The organism is Lysinibacillus sp. FSL M8-0216 (assembly GCF_038595555.1).
GTDB lineage: Bacteria > Bacillota > Bacilli > Bacillales_A > Planococcaceae > Lysinibacillus > Lysinibacillus fusiformis.
On sequence record NZ_CP152007.1, the window covers coordinates 4,253,735 to 4,275,865 of the forward strand.

18 protein-coding genes and 1 riboswitch are annotated in these 22,131 nt (G+C 37.7%); of the genes, 5 read left to right on the forward strand and 13 right to left on the reverse strand.

Annotated features, from left to right (window positions below):
• Window positions 1-102: 102 nt before the first annotated feature.
• The 3 genes from MKX57_RS21150 to MKX57_RS21160 form a co-directional block, all read right to left on the reverse strand.
• A complete protein-coding gene (locus MKX57_RS21150; protein ID WP_089987290.1) occupies window positions 103-423 on the reverse strand; it encodes an NAD synthetase in 321 nt (106 codons plus the stop codon).
• 157 nt (window positions 424-580) lie between these two features.
• Entirely contained in the window at window positions 581-1,405 is an 825-nt protein-coding gene (nadE, locus tag MKX57_RS21155; RefSeq protein WP_008173697.1) for an ammonia-dependent NAD(+) synthetase, read from the reverse strand.
• A 19-nt stretch (window positions 1,406-1,424) separates the two neighbouring features.
• A complete protein-coding gene (locus MKX57_RS21160; protein ID WP_008173699.1) occupies window positions 1,425-2,885 on the reverse strand; it encodes a nicotinate phosphoribosyltransferase in 1,461 nt (486 codons plus the stop codon).
• 312 nt (window positions 2,886-3,197) lie between these two features.
• On the opposite strand from MKX57_RS21160, the gene MKX57_RS21165 reads away from it, so the two are divergent.
• Window positions 3,198-3,539 carry a P-II family nitrogen regulator gene (locus MKX57_RS21165; RefSeq protein WP_012291989.1) on the forward strand — a complete coding sequence of 114 codons (342 nt, stop codon included), beginning with the start codon at window positions 3,198-3,200 and terminating at the stop codon, window positions 3,537-3,539.
• A gap of 14 nt (window positions 3,540-3,553) precedes the next feature.
• On the forward strand, window positions 3,554-4,855 hold the full coding sequence (locus MKX57_RS21170; RefSeq protein ID WP_342530951.1) for an ammonium transporter: 1,302 nt from the start codon (window positions 3,554-3,556) through the stop codon (window positions 4,853-4,855).
• Window positions 4,856-4,931: 76 nt separating this feature from the next.
• Here MKX57_RS21170 and MKX57_RS21175 read toward each other — a convergent pair whose 3' ends face one another.
• Complete coding sequence (locus MKX57_RS21175; protein WP_008173702.1) at window positions 4,932-5,432, reverse strand: methylated-DNA--[protein]-cysteine S-methyltransferase; 501 nt, start codon at window positions 5,430-5,432, stop codon at window positions 4,932-4,934.
• Window positions 5,433-5,535: 103 nt separating this feature from the next.
• Between MKX57_RS21175 and MKX57_RS21180 the strand changes: the two genes are divergently transcribed.
• The 3 genes from MKX57_RS21180 to MKX57_RS21190 all read left to right on the forward strand — a co-directional run bounded on the left by MKX57_RS21180 (window position 5,536) and on the right by MKX57_RS21190 (window position 8,064).
• Window positions 5,536-6,267 carry a phosphate ABC transporter ATP-binding protein gene (locus tag MKX57_RS21180; protein WP_171366094.1) on the forward strand — a complete coding sequence of 244 codons (732 nt, stop codon included), beginning with the start codon at window positions 5,536-5,538 and terminating at the stop codon, window positions 6,265-6,267.
• Entirely contained in the window at window positions 6,264-7,016 is a 753-nt protein-coding gene (gene fetB, locus MKX57_RS21185) for an iron export ABC transporter permease subunit FetB (RefSeq protein ID WP_089987286.1), read from the forward strand. Before MKX57_RS21180 ends, fetB begins: the two co-directional genes overlap by 4 nt.
• Before the next feature lie 73 nt (window positions 7,017-7,089).
• Window positions 7,090-8,064: a proline dehydrogenase family protein gene (locus tag MKX57_RS21190; RefSeq protein WP_008173705.1), complete on the forward strand. Its 975-nt coding sequence runs from the start codon at window positions 7,090-7,092 to the stop codon at window positions 8,062-8,064.
• A 44-nt stretch (window positions 8,065-8,108) separates the two neighbouring features.
• Here the strand turns inward: MKX57_RS21190 and MKX57_RS21195 are convergent, their stop codons facing one another.
• From MKX57_RS21195 to MKX57_RS21235, 9 genes are all read right to left on the reverse strand, one after another.
• A complete protein-coding gene (locus tag MKX57_RS21195; protein ID WP_008173706.1) occupies window positions 8,109-8,720 on the reverse strand; it encodes a response regulator transcription factor in 612 nt (203 codons plus the stop codon).
• 16 nt (window positions 8,721-8,736) lie between these two features.
• A complete protein-coding gene (locus MKX57_RS21200) occupies window positions 8,737-9,687 on the reverse strand; it encodes a sensor histidine kinase (protein WP_043989641.1) in 951 nt (316 codons plus the stop codon).
• Window positions 9,688-10,008: 321 nt separating this feature from the next.
• Window positions 10,009-11,040, reverse strand: coding sequence for a fatty acid desaturase (locus tag MKX57_RS21205; RefSeq protein WP_342530957.1), 1,032 nt, complete (start codon window positions 11,038-11,040; stop codon window positions 10,009-10,011).
• A 108-nt stretch (window positions 11,041-11,148) separates the two neighbouring features.
• Entirely contained in the window at window positions 11,149-11,649 is a 501-nt protein-coding gene (locus MKX57_RS21210; RefSeq protein ID WP_090003210.1) for a GNAT family N-acetyltransferase, read from the reverse strand.
• Between the two features lie 100 nt (window positions 11,650-11,749).
• Window positions 11,750-15,181, reverse strand: a complete 3,432-nt coding sequence (gene metH, locus MKX57_RS21215) for a methionine synthase (protein WP_342550581.1) — start codon at window positions 15,179-15,181, stop codon at window positions 11,750-11,752.
• Window positions 15,174-17,021, reverse strand: coding sequence for a bifunctional homocysteine S-methyltransferase/methylenetetrahydrofolate reductase (locus tag MKX57_RS21220; protein WP_107922848.1), 1,848 nt, complete (start codon window positions 17,019-17,021; stop codon window positions 15,174-15,176). Before MKX57_RS21220 ends, metH begins: the two co-directional genes overlap by 8 nt.
• 89 nt (window positions 17,022-17,110) lie before the next feature.
• Window positions 17,111-17,210: riboswitch (SAM riboswitch) on the reverse strand.
• 102 nt (window positions 17,211-17,312) lie between these two features.
• Window positions 17,313-18,707 carry a protoporphyrinogen oxidase gene (locus MKX57_RS21225; protein ID WP_342550582.1) on the reverse strand — a complete coding sequence of 465 codons (1,395 nt, stop codon included), beginning with the start codon at window positions 18,705-18,707 and terminating at the stop codon, window positions 17,313-17,315.
• Between the two features lie 189 nt (window positions 18,708-18,896).
• Window positions 18,897-20,189 carry a globin-coupled sensor protein gene (locus MKX57_RS21230; RefSeq protein ID WP_342550583.1) on the reverse strand — a complete coding sequence of 431 codons (1,293 nt, stop codon included), beginning with the start codon at window positions 20,187-20,189 and terminating at the stop codon, window positions 18,897-18,899.
• Between the two features lie 628 nt (window positions 20,190-20,817).
• Window positions 20,818-22,104 (reverse strand): tetratricopeptide repeat protein, encoded by a 1,287-nt coding sequence (locus tag MKX57_RS21235; RefSeq protein WP_239355416.1) that lies wholly within the window; start codon window positions 22,102-22,104, stop codon window positions 20,818-20,820.
• Window positions 22,105-22,131 lie beyond the last annotated feature (27 nt).

Sequence of the window (22,131 nt, forward strand, 5' to 3'; positions counted from 1 at the left end):
TCAATGAACATCTTCATTTCAAATAATTTGAATTTAGCACTTCTTTTTCATTCAAATACACAAAAAAACTCCCCACATGTTTGGCTGTGGAGAGTCTGGTCTTTATATGGAAGAACGGTAACTATTAAGTCGCTTCTTTTGTCTGCTTAAACGACTAAGCTTTAACGCAGTTTCATTTAATTCATGACGTATTTGCAAATCATTCGTACTATCCATATGGATAGGCACTGTATGTTGATGCTGTTTCTGCTGATTTGGCGCATTTATTGAACTGCGCTTCTTCTCTTTATTTCTTTGCAAACTATTTTTAAATAGATTTTGTGGATTTTGCCCAAAATTATGGCTAATATCACCTGCATGTAAATATTGATTTTCCTGACGAAAAACACTACTTGTCGTTGCATTTACTCTAGAAGTCCTCATATTTAGTTACCCTCCCTTACATTTTATAATCCTTATAGGTAATTATATCGACATTATATGATGATATTTAACAACATAGAACCAAATTGCATAAAAAAAGAGAGAAAAGAGCTATTTTCAAAAGTGAGATTCACTTTTACAACTCTTTTCCCTTATTTTACTTCCAAAAAACATCAAATATTGTAATAGGCATATGGCGTTTATGTTGCGAACGCAAATAATATCCTTCCAGTAGTTGGCGAGGTTCTTCTGGGATTTCCTTCCCCTCTAAATAATCATCAATTTGATCATAGGACACCCCAAGAGCCACTTCATCTGGCAAAGATGGGCGATTTTCCTCCAAATCTGCTGTTGGCACCTTCATATAAAGATGTTCAGGACATTTGAGCTCTGCCAATAACTGCTTCCCTTGTCGTTTATTCAAACGAAAGATTGGCATTAAGTCAGCTCCTCCATCACCAAATTTAGTATAAAAACCTGTGATGGCCTCGGCTGCATGATCCGTTCCTAATACGACTGCTCCATTCATTGCAGCAATCGAATATTGCACTTTCATACGCTCCCGTGCTTTTTCGTTCCCTTTGACAAAATCATTCAGCTGAACACCTGCATTTGCTAGGGCCCTCACACTCGCATCGACAGCATCTTTTATATTAACTGTATAAGATCCCGTCGGCTTAATATAGTCGATAGCGTCCTGACAATCTTGCTCATCTGCTTGCACTCCATATGGTAAGCGAATCGCCCAAAATGAATACTTCATTTCACCAGCTTCTTTATTTAGCTCGTCAACAGCTAGTTGCGCTAGCTTTCCTGTTAATGTTGAATCCTGACCACCAGAGATACCAAGAACAAATCCTTTTACAAAACTATAATGTTTCGCATATTCCTTTAAGAAATCAATGGATTTACGTATTTCCTCGTGGGCATCGATAGTTGGTTGTACACGTAATTCTTCAATGATTTGTTGCTGTAAAGTCATTGTTTCCATCACTCCCTTTTTACATTTGCTTAACCATGTTATGAACTTCCTCAATATTGCGCATTTTATTATCCCAGCATTTTTGACTTAAATCGACGGGATACTCTTCAGGATTCATCGCACGTTTGTATTCATCCCAAAGCAGCTCTAAATTTCCGGCTGCATAATCACGCATTTCCTCAAGCGTTGGGTTATGATAGTTGATTTCTCCATTATGAATCACATGCTGATGTAAATTTTTCGCTTCGAAATTCGTGACAAACTTAGAGACAAACGTGTGAATTGGGTGGAACATTTTAATACGTTCCTCCCCCTGAGGGTTTTCATCTTGCATCGCAATATAATCTCCCTCTGCCTTGCCATTCTTTTTATCGATAATACGATATACATTTTTGAGACCTGGCGTTGATACTTTTTCAGCATTCGCTGATATTTTAATGGTATCCTCCAGTTGACCATCGCTGTTTTCAATGGCAACCATTTTGTAAACAGCACCTAATGCAGGCTGATCATAAGCTGTAATAAGCTTTGTACCGATTCCCCACACATCTACTTTTGCCCCTTGAGCTTTTAAATTTAAGATCGTGTATTCATCCAAATCATTTGAAACAATGATTTTTGTATCATGGAAACCTGCAGCATCTAGCATGCGACGAGCCTCTTTTGATAAAAACGCAATGTCTCCACTATCTAAACGAATACCAATAAAATTAATTTTGTCTCCTAATTCTTTAGCTACTTTTATAGCCGTTGGAACACCTGATTTCAAAGTATTATACGTATCTACAAGAAAAACACAGTCGCTATGACGTTTTGCATAAGAATGGAAAGCATCATAATCATTTTTATAGGCCTGTACCAACGCATGTGCATGTGTACCAGACACTGGGATGTTAAACAGTTTACCTGCTCTTACATTACTAGTGGAAGCAAAACCACCTATAAAGGCTGCACGTGTACCCCAAATAGCTGCATCCATTTCTTGTGCGCGTCGTGTACCAAATTCCATGGCTACTTCATTTTTAATGATTTGTTTAATACGACTAGCCTTCGTCGCTATTAATGTTTGATAATTAACGATGTTCAATAATGCTGTTTCTATAAGCTGAGCCTCCACTAATGGAGCTTCTATTCGAACAATCGGTTCATTGGCAAAAACAAGCTCTCCCTCTACCATCGAATACATATCCCCTGTGAATCGAATATCTTTTAAATACTCAATAAAATCCTCTTTATAACCAACTTCATCACGTAAATACGCAATATCAGATTCACTAAAACGGAAATTCCGTAAATAATCCAGCATTCGCTCTAGGCCAGCAAATATTGCATAACCATTGCCAAATGGTAATTTTCTAAAATACAACTCAAAAACTGCTTTTTTATTATGTATCCCATCAGCCCAATAGGATTCGGCCATATTGATTTGATATAAGTCTGTGTGTAGCGCTAAGCTATCATCTGCATAGTTTGATCTCACAAGAAACCCCTTCTTCCGCTTTGATAATTAGTCCTAGTATACACTATATACCCAAATTCTTGCGTATGACATTCACACTCCCTAATGTAAGGTTTTCTAACACTAATAGTCAGAAAATTTAGAACTGTTCATATTTTAGACACAAATTTTAGTACCGCTTTCATTCCCATTCTAAAACCTTTTTACAGCAACTATTTCGAGAATAAAAATAATTCGTGTGATAAAACCTAACACGAATTTTAAAAAAGTAATTGCACTACTGTTTCAGGCGATTTAACATGTAAATTAAAATTACGCAAGGAGCTGGTACAGATGAAAAAAATCGAAGTCATCATTCGTCCTGAGGTTTTTGGAGCCGTTCGGGACGGTCTGGCACAACAAGGGATTGCAGGACTAAGCGTTTCTGAAATCGCAGGTTGTGGCCGTCAATTAGGGAGGACTGGTTTATTTCGTGGTAATACGTATGAAATTGAGTTTTTACCTAAATTGAAATTAGAAATGATTGTAGATGATAGTAAAGTGGATGGCATTGTAGAAATACTATTGCGCGAAGCAGCAACTGGCAAGGTTGGTGATGGAAAAATTTTCATTTATCCAGTAGAACAAGCAATTCGTATCCGAACAAAAGAAGTCGGATCGATTGCAGTAGAATAAAGGGGGCGATATAGATGGATGAACTATTGTTATCTGTTAATTTAATTTGGGTGATGTTAGGCACAATTTTAGTATTTTTTATGCATGCTGGATTCGCTATGGTAGAGGCAGGGTTTACACGTTCAAAAAATGCTGTAAACATCATCATGAAAAATTTTCTAACTATTTCCCTAGGGGGAATTGTCTATTTTTTATGTGGCTACGCAATTATGTTTGGTGACAGTGTAGGTGGTATTTTCGGCATAAGTGGTTTTGCTTTAAACGGAGTCGATGATCTTTCATTCTTTATTTTCCAAACAATGTTTGCTGCAACAGGAGCAACTATTTTATCTGGTGCTGTGGCAGAGCGTACTAATATTTTTGCTTATATCGGAGTCATTATACTTATGTCATTAGTCGTTTATCCTGTTGTAGGCCATTGGGTTTGGAGTGGCCAAGGTTGGTTGACTGATTTAGGCTTTGTGGATTTTGCTGGCTCAACAGTCGTTCACTTAACGGGAGCTGTAGCTGCCTTTATCGCCGCAGTTATGGTTGGACCACGACTAGGTAAATATGAAAATGGTCGAGTAAATGTTATTACAGGTCATAGTATTCCATTAGGAGCATTAGGCGTATTTTTACTTTGGTTTGGTTGGTTTGGCTTTAATGGCGCATCCACTTTAGCTGCCGATCCTGAACTTGTTCCGAATGTCATCGCAAATACATTTTTTGCAGCGGCCGCTGGTGTCGTAGCAACCTCCTTCTATACGAAGTTCCGTTATGGACATATTGACGGCTCCCTCACATTAAATGGTGCACTAGCAGGACTAGTAGGAATTACAGCAGGTGCAGCAAATGTCAGCATTATCGGCTCTATTTTAATTGGCCTTATCGCCGCTCCATTACTTGTTGAAGGTGTGCGATTCATTGAGTGGAAGCTAAAAGTAGATGATCCAGTTGGTGCAATTGCTGTACACGGTATTTGCGGTGTGTGGGGGACATTAGCCGTTGGATTATTTGATAGTAACGGGCAAGGCTTATTTTATGGTGGGGGTTTGAGTTTGCTAGGCATTCAAGCTATCGGTGTGATCGCTACAATAGCCTGGGTTAGTGTATCTGTAGCAGCCGGTATATTTATCATTAAAGCTTTTGTACCTTTACGTGTAACGGTGGAAGAGGAAATTGCTGGTTTAGATGTCATGGAACACGGAGCGCCTGCCTACGAATTCCAAGATATTTTCAAAAGCTCTGCGGTTCGAGGAGAAACCTTTGCCCATCGTTTAACACATTTCGGTAAAACACAAAACACTGTACAACAAGAAGAACAGCACATATAGACAGAAGAAAAATCTGCTCTGCTATTAATAAAGTAGCAGACAGATTTCCTTTTTGAACTAATGGCTAATGAACGTATTAATCTTTCTCTAGTTCTAATAAAAATTGTTTTACATCTAGTCCACTACGAAAGCCTGTTAATTGACCATTTTTGCCAATGACACGATGGCATGGAATAATAGCTAATATTGGATTCGCACCAATAGCACTACCTACAGCCCTAACTGCTTTGGGGTTCCCAATACGTTCTGCGATGCTTCCATACGATGTTGTTGAACCATAGGGTAATTCTTTTAGGGCGTCCCACACAGCTAATTGAAAAGGTGTCCCCTTCACATGGATAGGTACATCAAAGTCTGTCAATTCCTTGTTAAAATAGGCTGTTAATTGTTCCTTATATGGTTGCAATTTTTCTTCATTTTTCTCAAAGCTATAACCTTTAAAAGGCTTTTTTGCCCACTCCTTAACCTCATCAAATGATGCATTAGGCGTCCCAATATAGGCAAGTCCATCAGTTGTGGCTACGATGTACATAGCACCTTGTGCAAACGTTAACGTATCGAAATACAATATCTCCATTCCCTATTATCCCTTCATTTCTAAAATCTTATATTTAAACTGCATCTTTACTTCATTTCATGCTACAGTTATTTTACTGACTATAGCAAAGGAGTTTCACTACATGAATACTCTATACGAGCCTGCCATTCACTTTCAACAAGTTCAATTCTCAGTAAATGACAAAATGATATTAAAGTCAATTACTGGGTCGTTTCCAAAAGGTCAAATTACCACTCTCGTCGGCCCTTCTGGTGCAGGTAAAACAACCCTGCTTAAATTATGTAATGGCCTTCTTTCACCGACAAACGGACATATACTCATTGATAATGAGCCCATCTCAAATTATGAGCCCTCAGCATTACGAAGACATGTTGGTATCGCCCTACAAGCTGCTCCTATGATTGCTGGCACTGTAAAGGAAAACCTCGCACTCCCCCGGACATTGCAGGAAAAAAAACTCTCTCAACAGGAGGCCATTCAATATTTAGAGGATGTTGGCTTAGATGAAAGCTTCTTACACCAATCCACAAATGATTTATCAGGAGGACAGCGTCAAAAGGTTTCTATAGCAAGAACACTTATTAATCAATCCTCTATCTTATTATTAGATGAAATAACTTCTGCACTGGATCGCCAATCTGTAAAGGAAATTGAAAAGCTCATCGCCACTATTAATAAAAAATATAATGTGACGATGATTTGGATTACTCATAATTTGCAACAAGCATTAACGATCGGACACTATACATGGGTCATGATGAATGGGGAGCTAATAGAAACTGGCAAGAGCGCTTTACTTAAAGCACCGACTAACCCACGCGTAGCAGAATTTGTACAGGGGGCTAACATATGACTTATACGTCCTTATCACTAACATTAATTTTCGTGTGCATCCCTCTACTGCTATCCAAAACATTAAAATTAGGACTTGAAAAAGATACGCTTATTGCAACCCTTCGGTCTATCGTTCAATTGCTCGCTGTTGGCTATATACTAAAATTTGTCTTTGATGCAAATAGTTATGTATATATTTTTCTTATGGTTGCGTTAATGATACTAGTCGCTACATTTAATGCTCGAAAAAAAGGAGAAGGTATTAAAGGGATCACCTGGAAAATAGCACTGACACTTGTGATGATAGAAATCATTACACAAGGAGTCTTACTTGGCTTTAACATTGTGCCAGCGACCGCTCAGTATATTATTCCAATTAGTGGTATGTTAATTGGTAATTCAATGGTGTTATCCATTTTATTTTTAAACCGATTTACGGCTGAAATTACTAGCCATAAAGATCAAATGGAATTAATTTTGTCACTTGGAGGCACACCCAAACAAGCTGTTCATCGACAACTTATCAATGCCGTAAAGGCGAGTATGATTCCCACGATTGAAAGCCAAAAAACAATTGGCTTAGTACAGCTACCAGGTATGATGAGCGGCCAAATCATTGGTGGTGCCGACCCCATTCAGGCTGTACAATTTCAACTTTTGATCATCTTCGCTCTCCTAACAACGGCGACATTATCAAGTATCATGATTGGTTTTTTAAGTTATCCTGCACTTTTTAATGAGCGTATGCAAATACTTGAATTGAAATAATTGTTAAGCAGATTTAATATAGTTTTAATAATTTATGATATACTAAAAAGAAAATGCAGTTAGGAGAATGACCATGTTATTACGCGATTTTTTCATCCAGCTATCTGAAAACCAACTATTGAATAGTGCTGCAAAGAAATATGGCCTAAAATTAGGAGCACAAAGTGTAGTAGCTGGTACAAATATTGAAGAAACAATTGCAAGCATCAAAGAACTGAATGCACATAATATCTCATGTACAGTAGATAACCTTGGTGAATTTGTTTCAAGTAAAGAAGAAGCAACTGCTGCAAAAGATAAAATTCTCTCTGTGGTAGAAGCTATTCATGAAAATGATGTAAAAGCACATATTTCATTAAAGCCTTCTCAATTAGGTTTAGATATTGATGTAGATTTCTGCTATGACAATCTGTATGAAATTGTTGAAAAAGCGGCTGCTTATGATATATTTGTTAACTTCGACATGGAGGACTTTGGGCGTCTTCAAACATCTTTTGATATGGTAGAAGAATTGTCTAAAACATTTAATAATGTTGGAACTGTGATTCAATCTTACTTTTACCGTGCAAAAGACGATATCGAAAAATTCAAGGACTACCGTTTACGTATCGTAAAAGGAGCGTATAAAGAGCCTGTTGAAGTTGCTTATCAAGATAAATTGGATATCGATTTAAACTTTATTGAGTTAATTGAATATCATTTACTACATGGTAAATTTACGTCCATTGCTACACATGACCATAATATTATTGCTCACGTTAAACGCTTTGTAGCTGATCATAATATTCCACTTGATAAATTCGAATTCCAAATGCTTTATGGATTCCGTACAGATATGCAAAAAGAGCTAGCTAAAGAAGGCTATAACTTCTGTGTGTACGTTCCATTCGGCGAAGATTGGTACGGTTACTTTATGCGTCGCCTAGCTGAACGCCCTCAAAACCTTAACCTTGTCACAAAACAAGTGTTTACGAAAAAGACGAATACAGTTCTTGCTGTAGCTGCAGGTGCATTCGTTCTTGGACGCTTAACAAAACGCAATAAGTAAAACAGAAAAGAACCTTGCCGCTACCATGCGATAAGGTTCTTTTCTTATTTATTCCATCCTTTTTCTTTAAAGCGTGCAATGGCTTCAATACGATTGCCTACGTTTAATTTTTCTAAAATCGTTGAAATATAATTACGAACAGTTCCAGCAGATAAAAATAGCTCTGCGGCAATTTCCTTCGTTGTTTTGCCCTCTGCCACAAGAGTCAGCACCTGACTTTCTCGCTCAGTTAATGGATTTTCACTATCATCCTCATACACAAAATCAACGAGCTCAGGGGCATAAATTCGTTTACCATCCATAATAGTCCGGATTGCAGAAACTAATTCCTCAATAGGGCTATCCTTTAATAAATATCCCCTTACACTAGCTTTTCTAGCACGCTCGAAATAACCTGGTCTAGCAAATGTAGTTAAAATAATGACTTTACAATCCAAGCCAGAGCCATGCATTTCTTCTGCTGCATCAAGGCCAGTTTTAACTGGCATTTCAATATCCATAACACAAATATCAGGCTGGTGCTCTTTAACAAGCATCAATGCTTCCTCACCATTTTTTGCTAAGCCAACGACCTCCATATCCTCCTCCATACTAAGTAAAGAGCGAAGAGCGCCTAATAGCATCCCCTGATCTTCAGCAATCACAATTCGTATCATGTCACAAGCCTCTTTTCTATATGTTCTTCAGATTTTCTTTCACACTTTGATGCGTAATAGCCACTGGAATGGTTACTGATAATGTCGTGCCGTCCACACTTTCAATTTTGAACGAACCGTTGATAAACTCTAATCGCTCACGCATTCCTTTTAATCCGTTCCCAGTTTTCCATGCTTGTTTTTTCGTAATGCCTTGTCCATTATCACGAACTACTAAGTAAACTTCTTTAAAATTTTGATGGAAAGCTATTTCGCATTTTGTTGCACCACTATGTTTCACAACATTATTAACAGCCTCTTTTAAGCACATAGACAAAACATTTTCTACAAGCGGTGGCACTTGCAAGGCATTTTTATCGCCTTCAAAGACAAATTCCATTTCTGCTGCCTTTAATATTTGAGAAATACGCATGAGCTCATCTTCAAATTTTGCTGTACGCATGTCTGAAACTAATTCACGAACCTCTTTTAAGGCGATACTGGCAGTTTGGCGTATATCCTTAATTTCAACTAAAGCTTGCTGTGGATCACGATCAATTAACCTTGATGCTAAATCACTTTTCAAACCGATCATAGACAATTTTTGCCCCAGTGTATCATGTAAATCACGTGCAATACGTTGTCGTTCTTCAAAAACAATTAACTCTGCAATACGCTCATTGGCCGTTTCTAACTGCCCTTCTAAGTTTTCGCGTTTATTTTTGGAATAGATCGTTAGCGGTAGTAGAACAACAGCTAAAATAGTTAACACGACAAAAGGTAATTGTGATAAAAATAATTGAAGCTCAACAAAAAAGCCGGCACCTGTAGATATGACTGTAAAGCCAATATGTAGACCGTACATAATATAGAAACCAACTGGTCTTCGTATATTTCCAATAAAAAAGGCTGTAAAAATGGAAAGATAAACATAACCATATAAAATCGTCATGACAATATTAATAACCATTTCAAAGCTGATCCACATATATACTAGTCCGCTTTTCGAATTCATGGAAAATCGATAGAAAATAAAATATAGCATTAAAAACGTAATGCCTATAGAGATTTCTATATAAGATGATTTTCTAAAAATGAAGAAAAACGGTAGAAAGCAAAAAATAATCCATAAATATATACTGAGCATAGGACTATTCGGAATAATACTATGCCATTTTCTCAACATAATCTCACGCTCTTTCCTACTTTTCCCTTATTATAACAAGAAAATTATTTTTTTGCCCGTACATGCTTATTTTCTCGGCTATATTTAAAACAGCCATCTCTCTAATTGAGATGGCTGTTTTAACTAAGCGGCAATACTGCCTTTTGCTTTCCGTTTTATAATTAATTCGACTTCTTTAAACGTTACAAATTTACTTTGCTCTTCATCATATAGCTTATAACGCAATGATTCTAAACTAGTTCGTAAAGTAATCGTTGTCGCCGTGTGTAATGGCGGCGTTTCATTATGAGCCTTTTCAAGATTATAGTTAGGTACACGAGGAGCCAAGTGATGGACATGATGGAAACCGATATTCCCTGTAACCCATTGTAAAATTTTCGGCAATTTGTAATATGAGCTACCTTCTACTGCAGCTTTCACATAATCCCACTCTGAATCATGTTCAAAGTAAGAATCTTCATATGTGTGCTGAATATAAAATAACCAAATTCCTAAAGCACCCGCAATAAATAGTGTCACACCTTGGACTAATAAAAATGCTTGCCAGCCCATAAAGAAGATTAAAGCGGCACAAACTCCGGCAATGGCAATATTCGTTAACATTGTGTTGGTACGTTCCTTTTGCTTTGCATCCTTACGATTAAAACGATTTAAAACAAGTACCATATATAAAGGTCCTAAACCAAACATTACAAATGGATTACGATAGAAGCGATACCATAATCGTTGACCCTTTGAGGATTGCATATATTCTTCCACAGTCATCATATCAATATCACCGATACCACGCTTGTCTAAGTTTGAGCTTGTTGCATGGTGAATTGTATGCTCACGCTTCCATTTTTCATATGGGAATGACGTTAACACTCCAGTAAAAAATCCAACCCAGTCGTTTGCCTTTTTACTTTTGAAAAATGACCCGTGTGTACAATCATGAAAGATAATAAAAGTTCTTACGACAAAACCAGCTGAAATAACGCTTAAACCAGCTGTTAGCCAAGGTGAAACATCAACTAACAAGTAACCTGCCACCCACAAAGCAAATAACGGTACAATGGTATTGATCATTTGAAAAACACTTTTACGCATATCTGATTTAGCAAAAGGCGCTACATCTTGGCGTAATTTTTTTGTTTTTTCTTTAATTGTTGCCATCTTTTACTCCCTCGTTTCCTTTTCCTTATGATCTCATCATAAAACAAGAGTATAAGTCAGCAACAGACGCAAACATCACAAAAAGGATATGACATTTGTCATATCCTTTTATGAATTGGGTCCAGTCAGATGCAGTTGATAGAACACAAGATCTAGCCATTGTTCAAATTTATAGCCTGCATTTTTAATGGTTCCTGCATATTCAAAGCCTAGTTTCTCATGTGCTTTAATACTACCAATATTTTCTCCATCTATACCAGCAACCAATGTCTTTACCCCTTGTTCCTTCGCTTTCTCTATTAGCTTAAGCATAAGATTCGTTGCAATACCTTTTTGATAGCGGTCCTTATGTACATAAACGGAGTGCTCCATTGTATATTTATAACCCGGATAAGGACGGAATTGACTATAAGTTGCAAAGCCAGCGACCATCCCATTATCGTCATATACAAACAACGGATTTCCTAATGCTTGCTGGTCGCTAAACCATTTCTTTTTTTCATCTAAAGATTGAATTTCATATCGATAGACTGCTTTGCTCGTTAAAATAATATCATTATAAATTTCTAACACCTCAGGTATATCTTTTTCTTCCATCAATCGAATCATTTTCCTCACGTCCTTCCGAAATTATCCTTACCTTCAATAGCAAGAAAAGAAGATATAGATAGGCAATCCATCCACTATCTATATCCTCATATTTTACGCCTTATACATTGAAGTATCGAGCATCAGGATGAGCAAAAACAATCGCCGATACAGATGCTTCTGGCTCCATCATAAAGCCTTCCGTTAAATGAACACCAATATCCTCAGGCTTTAATAAGCCAAACAATTTTTCTTGATCCTCTAAGTTTGGGCATGCTGGATAACCAAATGAAAAACGTTGCCCCTGATACTTAGCCGCAAAACGATCGCGCATCGTGAAGTCTGTCACGTCTGGGAAACCCCATTGATCACGAATTTCTTGATGCATGCGTTCAGCAAAGCCCTCTGCTAATTCTAGTGCCGTCGACTGCAAGGCATGACTTTCAAGAAATTTACCATCTTCTTTTAGTTGACGAGCTTTTGCCATAACTCCTTGCCCTGCTGTCACTACCATAAGTGCAACATAATCCATTTCTCCACTTTCTACCGTTCTTAAGAAATCAGCCAGGCATAAAAAAGGTTCGACCTGCTGACGTGGGAAAGTAAAACGTTCAATTTCTGTTTTGTTATCTGCTGGATCATAAATAATTACATCATCTCCATCTGCTTGGGCAGGGAAAAATTGATATAAACCTGAAGGCTTTAAAAGATCACTTTTTAAATAATCATCCACTAAATCTTTAAGCTCTGTTGCTCTAGGATCGCCAGCATCTAGTAATGGTTGAACTTGCCCTTTTAACCCCAGATGGTGCCCAAGCAATGTCCGCATATTCACATATGGATATAAATGTGAAACAGCATATTCTTTCTTTACATGACGACGCAAATCAGCCGGTAAAAATACGGGTGCTTCCTTTACTGTACGAGCAGGTTTTATTGTAATCTCTTTGACAGGACGAGCTGCTCGTTTTTCATCTGCCTCTAAACGTTTTTGGCGAGATTCCGCTATTTCTGCTAAGAAATTTTCACGTGTCCCCTCACCCATTAATAAATTGGCCTGCTCTAATCCCTGCATCGCATCCTTTGCGTAAATAACAGGACCACCATATTCATCAGCAATTTTTGTTTCCGTAAAACGCCGGGAAAGTGCAGCTCCACCTACTAAAATTGGTACATCAATTCCTGCCTCTTTGAAATCTTGGGCGGTAGTGACCATCTGCTGTGCTGATTTAACTAATAGACCCGATAACCCAATGAAATCTGGCTTTTCCTTGCGAATAGCTTCTATTAATTGAGCAGGCGTCACCTTAATACCTAAATCTACAACCTTATAGCCATTGTTACTTAAAATAATATCAACAAGGTTTTTTCCAATATCGTGCACATCACCTTTTACAGTAGCAAGCACCATTTTCCCTTTGCCTGCACTCTCCTCGTTCTTCTCCATGTATTGCTCTAAATGGGCAACAGCAGCCTTCATCACTCCAGCAGATTGTAAAACCTCTGCTACGATCAATTGGTTATCATTAAATAAACGACCAACCTCAGCCATCCCATTCATTAAAGGCCCATTTATAATCTCAAGAGGTGACTCAAATATTTCTCGGGCAGCCTCTAAATCAGCAATAAGTCCTTCTTTGGTCCCCTCCAATATATAGTAGGCTAAGCGACCTTCTACAGTTTTCGGAATATCTGCTTCAGTCTTTTCCTTCTTTTTATCACGATAAAAATCGGTAAATACGGCTAATGTTTCATCATTTGTATTAAATAACAAGTCATTGGCTAGTTTAATTTCCGCTTCTGGAATTGAGGCATACCGTTCTAGCTTTTCAGTATTGACAATGGCATAATCTAAACCAGCCTGTGTACAATGATAAAGATATACAGCATTGAGAACCTCGCGTCCAACCGGTGGTAAGCCAAACGAAATATTACTAACTCCAAGCACCGTTAATGCACGGGGCATTTTTTCTTTAATGAGACGAATTCCTTCAATTGTTTCTAGTGCTGAGCCAATATATTGCTCATCTCCCGTTCCTACTGGGAACATTAATGGGTCAAAAATGATATCTTCAGGTTGCATTCCCCATTTTTCTGTGAGTAATTGATAGGAACGTTCAGCAATTTCAAGCTTCCGATGACGATCGACTGCCATCCCTGTTTCATCGATTGTTCCCACAACTAACGAGGCACCGTACTTTTTCACTAATGGCAATACGGCATCAAACCGTTCTTCACCATCTTCTAGATTGATAGAGTTAATGATGGCCTTCCCTTGCGAAAACTTTAGTGCCTCTTCAATAACCTTTTCGTCTGTGGAATCAATAACAAGTGGAACCTTAACTTTTTTCACGACCTCCTGCATAAAGCCACGGATATCTGCTAATTCATCACGATCTGGGTTCGCCAAGCAAATATCTATGACATGTGCGCCATTTTTCACTTGCGCCCTTGCGATCTCTGCTGCTTCCTCAAATTTCCCATCAATAATTAAGTTTTTGAATTTACGAGAACCAATAACATTTGTTCTTTCCCCAATAAATAACGGACGCATAGAATCATCGTATAGAAGTGGCTCGATACCTGATACTGCGTGACCATGCGTTTTTTCTGGTAGCTGACGAGGCTTTTCATCTTTTAAAATTTCACGTATAGCCGCAATATGTGCAGGAGTTGTACCACAGCATCCACCCACAATATTGAGCCAACCCTTTTCTGCAAATCCTTTTAATTTTTGCGATAAAGATTCTGGAGACTCATGATAACATCCTTCTTCATCAGGTAAGCCTGCATTTGGATAACAGCTAATATACCCCGTTGACAGCTCTGCTAATGAGCGAATATGATCCGTCATAAATTCAGGTCCCGTCGCACAGTTTAAGCCCACCGATAATGGTTGAATATGCTCGATGGAAATATAAAAGGCATCAATGGTTTGCCCTGCAAGAGTAGTCCCCATAGGCTCAATTGTTCCAGAAATCATCACAGGTAATTCTTTACCAGTTACCTCGAAAGCACGAGTTACCCCAAGGGTACCTGCTTTCACATTTAACATATCCTGACTTGTCTCTAGCAATAGCACATCTGCCCCTGCTTCAATCAATGCCTTTGCCTGCACAAAGAAATTTTCTTCTAATTCATCAAATGTAATGCCGCCTGTAACTGACAACGTCTTCGTTGTTGGACCCATTGCGCCTGCAACAAAGCGGGGCCAGTCGGAAGTCGTATAATTGTCAACTGCTTGACGGGCAATTTCGACTGCACGTTTATTAATTTCTTCCGCTTTTGCACCTAGATTATATTCATTTAATACAAGAGGTGTTCCACCAAATGTATTTGTACAAATAATATCTGCCCCTGCCTCTAAGTACTTATGATGAATTTTCTCAATGACATCAGGTCTAGTAAGCACTAAATTTTCATTACAGCCATCTAGGTCCTCTCCACCAAAATCATCTGCTGATAAGTTTTCATTTTGCAGCATGGTTCCCATTGCGCCATCTAGAATTAATATTCTTTTATCAAGTTGTTCTTCAATCATGTGCTTAGCCATTTATACTTACCCCTTTTTTCTGTTCATCCAATTGCTCTATATATTTCATTAATTCTAATGTCACATCGTAGCGTAAAAATGGTGTAATAAGGTAAATACCTTGGAAATATTGCGCAGCCACTTCTACTAATTCCTTGGCAATTGCAATCCCCTCAAGTGTAGCGCGTTCCTTATCTTCACCACATGCTTTCATCCTTGATAAAGCATCTTCAGATAATTTTATGCCTGGCACCTCATGATGTAAAAACTCTGCACTTTTATAACTCGTAACGGGCATAATGCCAATATAAATCGGTGCTTGTAAATGCTTCGTTGCTTCATATATTTCTATAATTTTTTCCTTTGTATAAACAGGCTGTGAAATGAAATAGTCTGCTCCATGCTCAATCTTTTTTTCTAAGCGTGCCACAGCACGATCTAAAACACGAACATTAGGGTTAAATGCAGCAGCCACAGAGAAGTTAGCCTTTTTCCGTAGTGGTTTCCCTGAGAAAGAAACCCCTTCATTTAATTGTTTAATTAATTGGATAAGCTCCATCGAGGAGACATCATATACGCTAGTGGCACCAGGGAAATCTCCAACCTTCGTTGGGTCACCCGTAACAGCTAGCACATCATGAATTCCTAAGGCATTTAACCCCATTAAATGTGATTGAAGACCAATTAAATTACGATCTCGACAGGTAATATGTGTAAGGGGGCGCACGCCATTAGTACTTTTCAATAACGCCCCCATTGCAATATTGCTAATACGTGGGGATGCCAATGAATTGTCTGCCATCATCACTACATCGGCACCTGCCTCATATAGTTGTTTGGCCCCTTCAAGAAATCCATCTATTTCTAAGTGTCTAGGTGTATCCAACTCTACGATGACCGAGCGTTCACGCTTTACTTTTTCATGAAGTGGTTCAAATTTAGCTGGCTCGGCATCACGAACAATTTCAATCTTTTCAGGCTTCGCATGCTTTTCACTAACTGGTGATAGCTCTTCTAAATACTTCTTTGCGGCTGCAATATGCTTTGGTGTCGTACCACAACAACCCCCAATTAAGCGAACACCCTGATCACGCAGTTCAACAGCAGCGCGACCAAAATAATCAGCCTCCGACTCATAAACAACACGCCCGTCCTCTAAATCTAATAGCGAAGCATTTGGATAGGCTGACATAAATGCCTTTGCCGGAAGTTCTACAGCCTCAAACGCTTGAATCGTATGATATGGACCTAGACGGCAATTGACACCAACAATATCTGCACCAAGAATCTCTAACTCATGTAGCGCATTATTTAAAGACATACCATTTTGTAAAACACCAGGCTCATGCATAGATACTTGAGCAATTATCGGTATATTAGTTTTGGCGCGTAGCACGTTTAATGTTGCTGTTAATTCTTCAAAATCATAATAAGTTTCGAGTAAAAGGCCATCAGGATTTCCTGCAAGTAACACACTTGCCTGCTCTTCAACGGTCGCTAATATGTCATCTAATGTTGCATCGCTTTTACGAATGCCACGAATTCCACCAATTGTTCCTAAAACAAATTGACCGCCATCCGCTGCTGCTCGCTTAGCAATAGTAATAGCTGCTTCATTAAATTGTTGGACACTTGATTCTAGTCCATAGCGAGCTAATTTAATGGCATTGGCACCGTACGTATTCGTTTGAATAATATCAGCACCCGCTGCGATATATTCTCTATGAATCTTTTCAATTAATTCAGGTCTCTGAACATTCATTTCCTCATGACAATACTCCAATCCATAGCCATACAACACTGTGCCTATTGCACCGTCTGCCGTCAATACATGCGTTTTTAATTTTTCAAGCAATCCCATAAAACTAGCCTCTCTTCCTCTATTTCTGTATAATAAAAAGCCTTCTTTTATATAAAAAGAAGGCTTTAACGACTCATCATTATTGTTCCTTCTCATCTTCGACTCAACGGTCTTCTGGATTTAGCACCTGACAAAAAGTTGGTTGCTGAAGCTTCAATGGGCCAGTCCCTCTGCTTCTCTTGATAAGAATTATTAAGTATGAATTTTTTAAATAATTAAAAGAATCATATCGTTTACAGACGAATGAGTCAAGACTATTTCACATAACAAAGAAATTATTTGCTTAAAAACTTAGAAATTAGATAGTTCTTCTGCAAGCTCTTCACCAATTTTTTTCCCATTTTGAATGCAAGCACCAATACCTACTCCAAAATAAGAGCAACCCGCTATCGATAAATTCGGATAGTTTTCATTCAGCTCTAGTAGTAAGCCTTGTAGCGCTTCCCGGTGAGCTAAGTCATATTTAGGCATTTGATCAATCCATTTTGTGACATTCACAACGGTTGGCTTTTCATCAATTCCTAGGCTTTTCCGAACATCTTCTAAAGCGACGGCTGCCAATTCGTCGTCAGTCATTTTACGTAACTGCTCATACGCCGGATTAATACTCTTATAGAATAGGCGAACAAGTAGTTGATTGTTTTTCGATGTATGCTTCCACTTGCGACTCGTCCAAGTTGCTGCATTACAAGTGACATCAGAATTATGCGATACAATATAGCCTGTTCCATCCGCAGGTAAGTTTGCATCAGGCACATCAAAGCCTAGATAAATAGTAATGGCTGATGCTGTAGTAAACTGATCAAAATAATGTGTTAAGGAGTCGTCCTGTAATATACTTTGAACCGCTTCATTCGGTAGCGCTAGAACAACATAATCTGCCTCAATGTATTGACCATTTGCTAATGAAATCGAATACTTGTTCCCCATTTTTTGGACATGATTTGTGGCTACCCCTTTAATGATGTCTACCTCTGTTAATTTCTGTTCTAATCGCTCAATTAAAGAGGATAATCCATTTTGAAATGAAATAAATTTTTTATTAGCAGCTTTAACAAATTGCTCACGATTCGCATCAAAACCTTTTATGATACTTCCATTGTCATTTTTATAGTCAATTAAATACGGTAAAGTGGAGGCAATAGAAAGTTGGTGTAAATCACCAGAATAGACACCTGCTAAAACAGGTGCAATTTGATTTTCCACAAGCTCTTCGCCAAGATAATAAGTTAAAAATTCCCCTATTGAGCTTTCTTTTGTAAAACCTGCATTGGGTAAAGTTAAATCTTTTAAAGCTTCTTGTTTGGCCTGGTCAGAGATAAGTGTGCTTTCCTCAAGTGATGCCACACTCATAGGTATACCGAAAGTAGAATCCGCTGGAATGGCGTGCAGCTCGTTATTTGTATAAATATAGGATATACCTGTTTCGTTGTAAACGAGATGATCTTCAAAGTCTAGCTCCTGCACTAGCTCCATTACACCTTTATGGCGAGCTACGATTGAATCAGCACCAGTTTCCATAATAAAACCTTGTTCATAGGCTGAATATAGTTTGCCACCTAAATATGTATTTTTTTCTACGAGCACTAGCTGAACATCTAAATTTTTTTCCTTCACTTGGCGTTGCAGATAATGCATTGTGCATAAACCAGTAATACCGCCACCTAATACAACAACTGTTTTCATAGTAAACCGCCCCTATTTTTAGTTCTGTCTACAGTATAAACTTATTTTCATTGAAAATTACGTTAAACCCTTTACAAATTTAGCAAAAATAGAGCTATCTCAACTGTGAGATAACTCTAGCTCCAAGAATATGCTTACTAAACACACATTATAATGAGTACTATAGTGTTTAATATAGCTACTAGTGATCTAGCTTTTTAAATTTTGGGCAAAGCTAGCTAATTTTTCTGCTGAGTTCGTTACTTCAGTAAAAGAACTACCCAACCCACTTAATATACCTGCGATTGCTTGTATTTTCGTCGCCATGCAATCATTTTGATCTTTTGCTTCTGTCATTGCCCCTACTATATTTGTAAATTGTCCTTCCGTGTGTAACATATTATCCTCACCAGATGCCACCTCATCTTGGATATGAATGAGAGATTGCTCTAATTTCCCGGTGCGTTCACTCGTTTTTTGCAACAATAATGCAACAGCGGTGACAGATTCCTTTGTTTGAATGGATAATTTACGTACTTCATCAGCTACTACACTAAATCCCTTCCCTGCTTCTCCGGCACGGGCTGCTTCAATAGCAGCATTTAAGGCTAACAAATTGGTCTGATTGGCAATATTGGTAACGACACTCATAATCGTTTCCATTTCCTTCGACATATCAGATAATTGTTCAATATTTTCTTCTATATCATGAAGAGATTGAATAATATTATGCATATTTAGTGATTGTTTCTTTAAACATTCACGTCCATCCAGTGCTTGGTTTTCAGCCAGCGTAGACACTTCTAGCGATCTCTTTGCCAATTGTTCAATTTCCCCAGACTGCTCGCTTAGTCTGCAAAATGAATTATTGGTTTCCTGTGAAATGGTCGCAAGCAATTCAGAGGAGTGTACAATTTGTCGTTCAATTGCTTCTTTTTCTAGTTCCATGTTTTCTTTATGCTGTTCAACAGTATTTTCATATGCCTCTAAAACAAGTTGCTGCTCGAAATTACAAATTTTAGAAATGGCCCTTATTGTATTAAACTGATCTCGCGGATGATCGATATGCTGTTCAACCAAGTCTATAAATGAGAGAGATAAATCTTGGAACGCGCAAATATACCATTGTGTTCTAAGCCCAATATGTACGTGCACCTTTGCAATTTTCACACGCCTTTGGTAAAATTCCTCATCAATCGTTCCGTTAAACATTTCAATAATGTGCTGCCGTAACGTTATTTTAAGCTTTTCTACAGAACTATGATGACTAATAATATTTACCAAATGTTGTTCGGTACCGATCATATTGTAAAAACGGTTTACGATGTGATCAACATTGACCATAACATACGGCTGGAATGCTTTTAAATATTGTAAGTCTTGCTTCGTTACATTTAGCATTTCAATTTGCTTCACCATTAATTGGCGATTAGACAGCTCCATTTTCACCGTATATTGCTGTAAATCCAACGCCTTCGTCTTACTCTGTTTTTGAAAAATCACTTATCTTCCCTCTTTCGTTCCGTTTACTTTATCAGGCTGAGAAACAATAAATACCTTTTAGCATATTGATTGATACAACAAAAAATACCGATTAATAGGCTGACCATATTACTATGTTCCCATTTTCTTCAGCTATTTCATTTGTCACACTGCTTCCTCCAAAAGCAGCCACACATTGTTCTATCATGAATAAAAGGTGAATTGCACTCAACTAACAGATTTTCTCTATACATTGACTACAGTCGATTTATTTATGTATGATTTCATTTCAAAATTACTCATTTACCTTAAACATTTTAAAAATTACTGTCAATTTTATTTATACCATAATTTTACATAATATATATATAAAGTCCTTACTACTACATTGTCTGAATTTCACCAAAAAAAAGCTACCACAATATTATTGGTAGCCTTTTGTTTCATTTGTTTGTTTGATTATGCTTATTTTTTTTATCTTTTTTCTATTTTTCAATTGATTATCATTAAATTTCACTATATTAATATTTTATACCCTTATTCTAAATAATTATAAATACTCATAAATAAACCCTCATACAATACAAAAGGATTATTAACTTAGACCATATAAATAATCTTAATGAACCATGAAATTTTAATATAAAATTTACAATTCCTTAAGTTCCTCTACTAATTTTGCGGCTTCTTCTATGCCAGCATCTGCTGCAAGTCCATACCACTTAATAGCCTCCTTCAGATTTCTGGCCACTCCCACACCTTTATTATATATATGACCAAGCTGTAGCTTCGCATCTGCATCGCCTTGCAGAGCAGCCTGTTTAAACCAATGAATGCCCTTTTCAATATTTCGAATGCCTGTTAAGCCTTTACTCCAAATAAATCCTAGATCATAAAAGGCATCGATATGAAATTGCTCTGCTGCTCTTTCATACCAAAATAAACCTCGATTTATATCTTTTGCTTGATCAAGACGCCCCTCTAGATATATACCGCCTAGACGATACTGTGCGTCCACATATCCTGTTTCGGCAGACTTTTTATACGCATTAAAAGCTGCATTCGTATCTTTTTTGACTCCTAATCCTTGCTCATACATAATTCCTAGCGTAAACATAGCCTCCGCCACATTCTTACTAGCTGCAAAATCAAACCATTTTCTTGCTAGAGTAAAATCCTGCGGCACACCCTCTCCATTAAAGTACATATCCGCTAAATTATTGGCAGCATCGGCATGCCCCTGTAAAGCAGCCTTTTCATATAAAGAAAAAGCCTGAGTATAATTCTCCTCAACACCGACTCCCTCAAAATAAAAATTCCCTAGCACGTATTGCGCATCTGCATTTCCTTGGGCTGCGGCTAATTCGAACCATTTTAGTGATTTTTCAGGTTGAAAACAATTCCCTTCCTTAGCATTGTAATACTCCCCTAGCTGATATTGTGCATCCGTGTCCTGATCCTCAACCGCCTCTTTATATAGATCAATCATTACCTCATGATCTAAGTCTTCTTCATCTAAAACCTTGACTTGATTATCCTGATGGCAGAAATACCATTCAACTACATCAAGTACATCATCTACCACTTCTATTCTGCTTGTTAATCTTTCGAGGGATGAAATTTGCCAAATGAGTATATAGATTGGTTGTGGAATAGCATCACGCAACACATCATCATACTCTGCTAACAGCGTTAATACATTGTCCTGCACAGATTGAATTTGATCTGAATGGACAATTTGCAAATGTCGCTGTTGCTGATCTTTTAATAACCCTCGCACTATTTGATACAGTATTTTTTGCAAGGCTGTTAAGTTAACTTCAGTGAATGTTAGTAATTTTATATGTTGAGCAAACCATGTATTTTTCGTTTGTATGATTTCTTGTAGGGAATGAATGCGTTCCTTATTGCGCTTAGCTAAAATTTGCTCGTACATTGTTTTCCTCCCTTGCACATTATGTAA

Excerpts from the sequence above, each read along its gene's own strand:
- MKX57_RS21200 (WP_043989641.1), bottom strand. The coding sequence starts at position 9,687 with ATGTGGATCAGCTTTGAAATGGTTATTAATATTGTCATGACGATTTTA.
- MKX57_RS21170 (WP_342530951.1), top strand. The coding sequence starts at position 3,554 with ATGGATGAACTATTGTTATCTGTTAATTTAATTTGGGTGATGTTAGGC.
- MKX57_RS21235 (WP_239355416.1), bottom strand. The coding sequence starts at position 22,104 with ATGTACGAGCAAATTTTAGCTAAGCGCAATAAGGAACGCATTCATTCC.
- MKX57_RS21205 (WP_342530957.1), bottom strand. The coding sequence starts at position 11,040 with ATGGCAACAATTAAAGAAAAAACAAAAAAATTACGCCAAGATGTAGCG.
- MKX57_RS21225 (WP_342550582.1), bottom strand. The coding sequence starts at position 18,707 with ATGAAAACAGTTGTTGTATTAGGTGGCGGTATTACTGGTTTATGCACA.
- fetB (WP_089987286.1), top strand. The coding sequence starts at position 6,264 with ATGACTTATACGTCCTTATCACTAACATTAATTTTCGTGTGCATCCCT.
- MKX57_RS21175 (WP_008173702.1), bottom strand. The coding sequence starts at position 5,432 with ATGGAGATATTGTATTTCGATACGTTAACGTTTGCACAAGGTGCTATG.
- MKX57_RS21165 (WP_012291989.1), top strand. The coding sequence starts at position 3,198 with ATGAAAAAAATCGAAGTCATCATTCGTCCTGAGGTTTTTGGAGCCGTT.
- nadE (WP_008173697.1), bottom strand. The coding sequence starts at position 1,405 with ATGACTTTACAGCAACAAATCATTGAAGAATTACGTGTACAACCAACT.
- MKX57_RS21180 (WP_171366094.1), top strand. The coding sequence starts at position 5,536 with ATGAATACTCTATACGAGCCTGCCATTCACTTTCAACAAGTTCAATTC.
- metH (WP_342550581.1), bottom strand. The coding sequence starts at position 15,181 with ATGGCTAAGCACATGATTGAAGAACAACTTGATAAAAGAATATTAATT.
- MKX57_RS21210 (WP_090003210.1), bottom strand. The coding sequence starts at position 11,649 with ATGATTCGATTGATGGAAGAAAAAGATATACCTGAGGTGTTAGAAATT.
- MKX57_RS21195 (WP_008173706.1), bottom strand. The coding sequence starts at position 8,720 with ATGATACGAATTGTGATTGCTGAAGATCAGGGGATGCTATTAGGCGCT.
- MKX57_RS21150 (WP_089987290.1), bottom strand. The coding sequence starts at position 423 with ATGAGGACTTCTAGAGTAAATGCAACGACAAGTAGTGTTTTTCGTCAG.
- MKX57_RS21220 (WP_107922848.1), bottom strand. The coding sequence starts at position 17,021 with ATGGGATTGCTTGAAAAATTAAAAACGCATGTATTGACGGCAGACGGT.
- MKX57_RS21190 (WP_008173705.1), top strand. The coding sequence starts at position 7,090 with ATGTTATTACGCGATTTTTTCATCCAGCTATCTGAAAACCAACTATTG.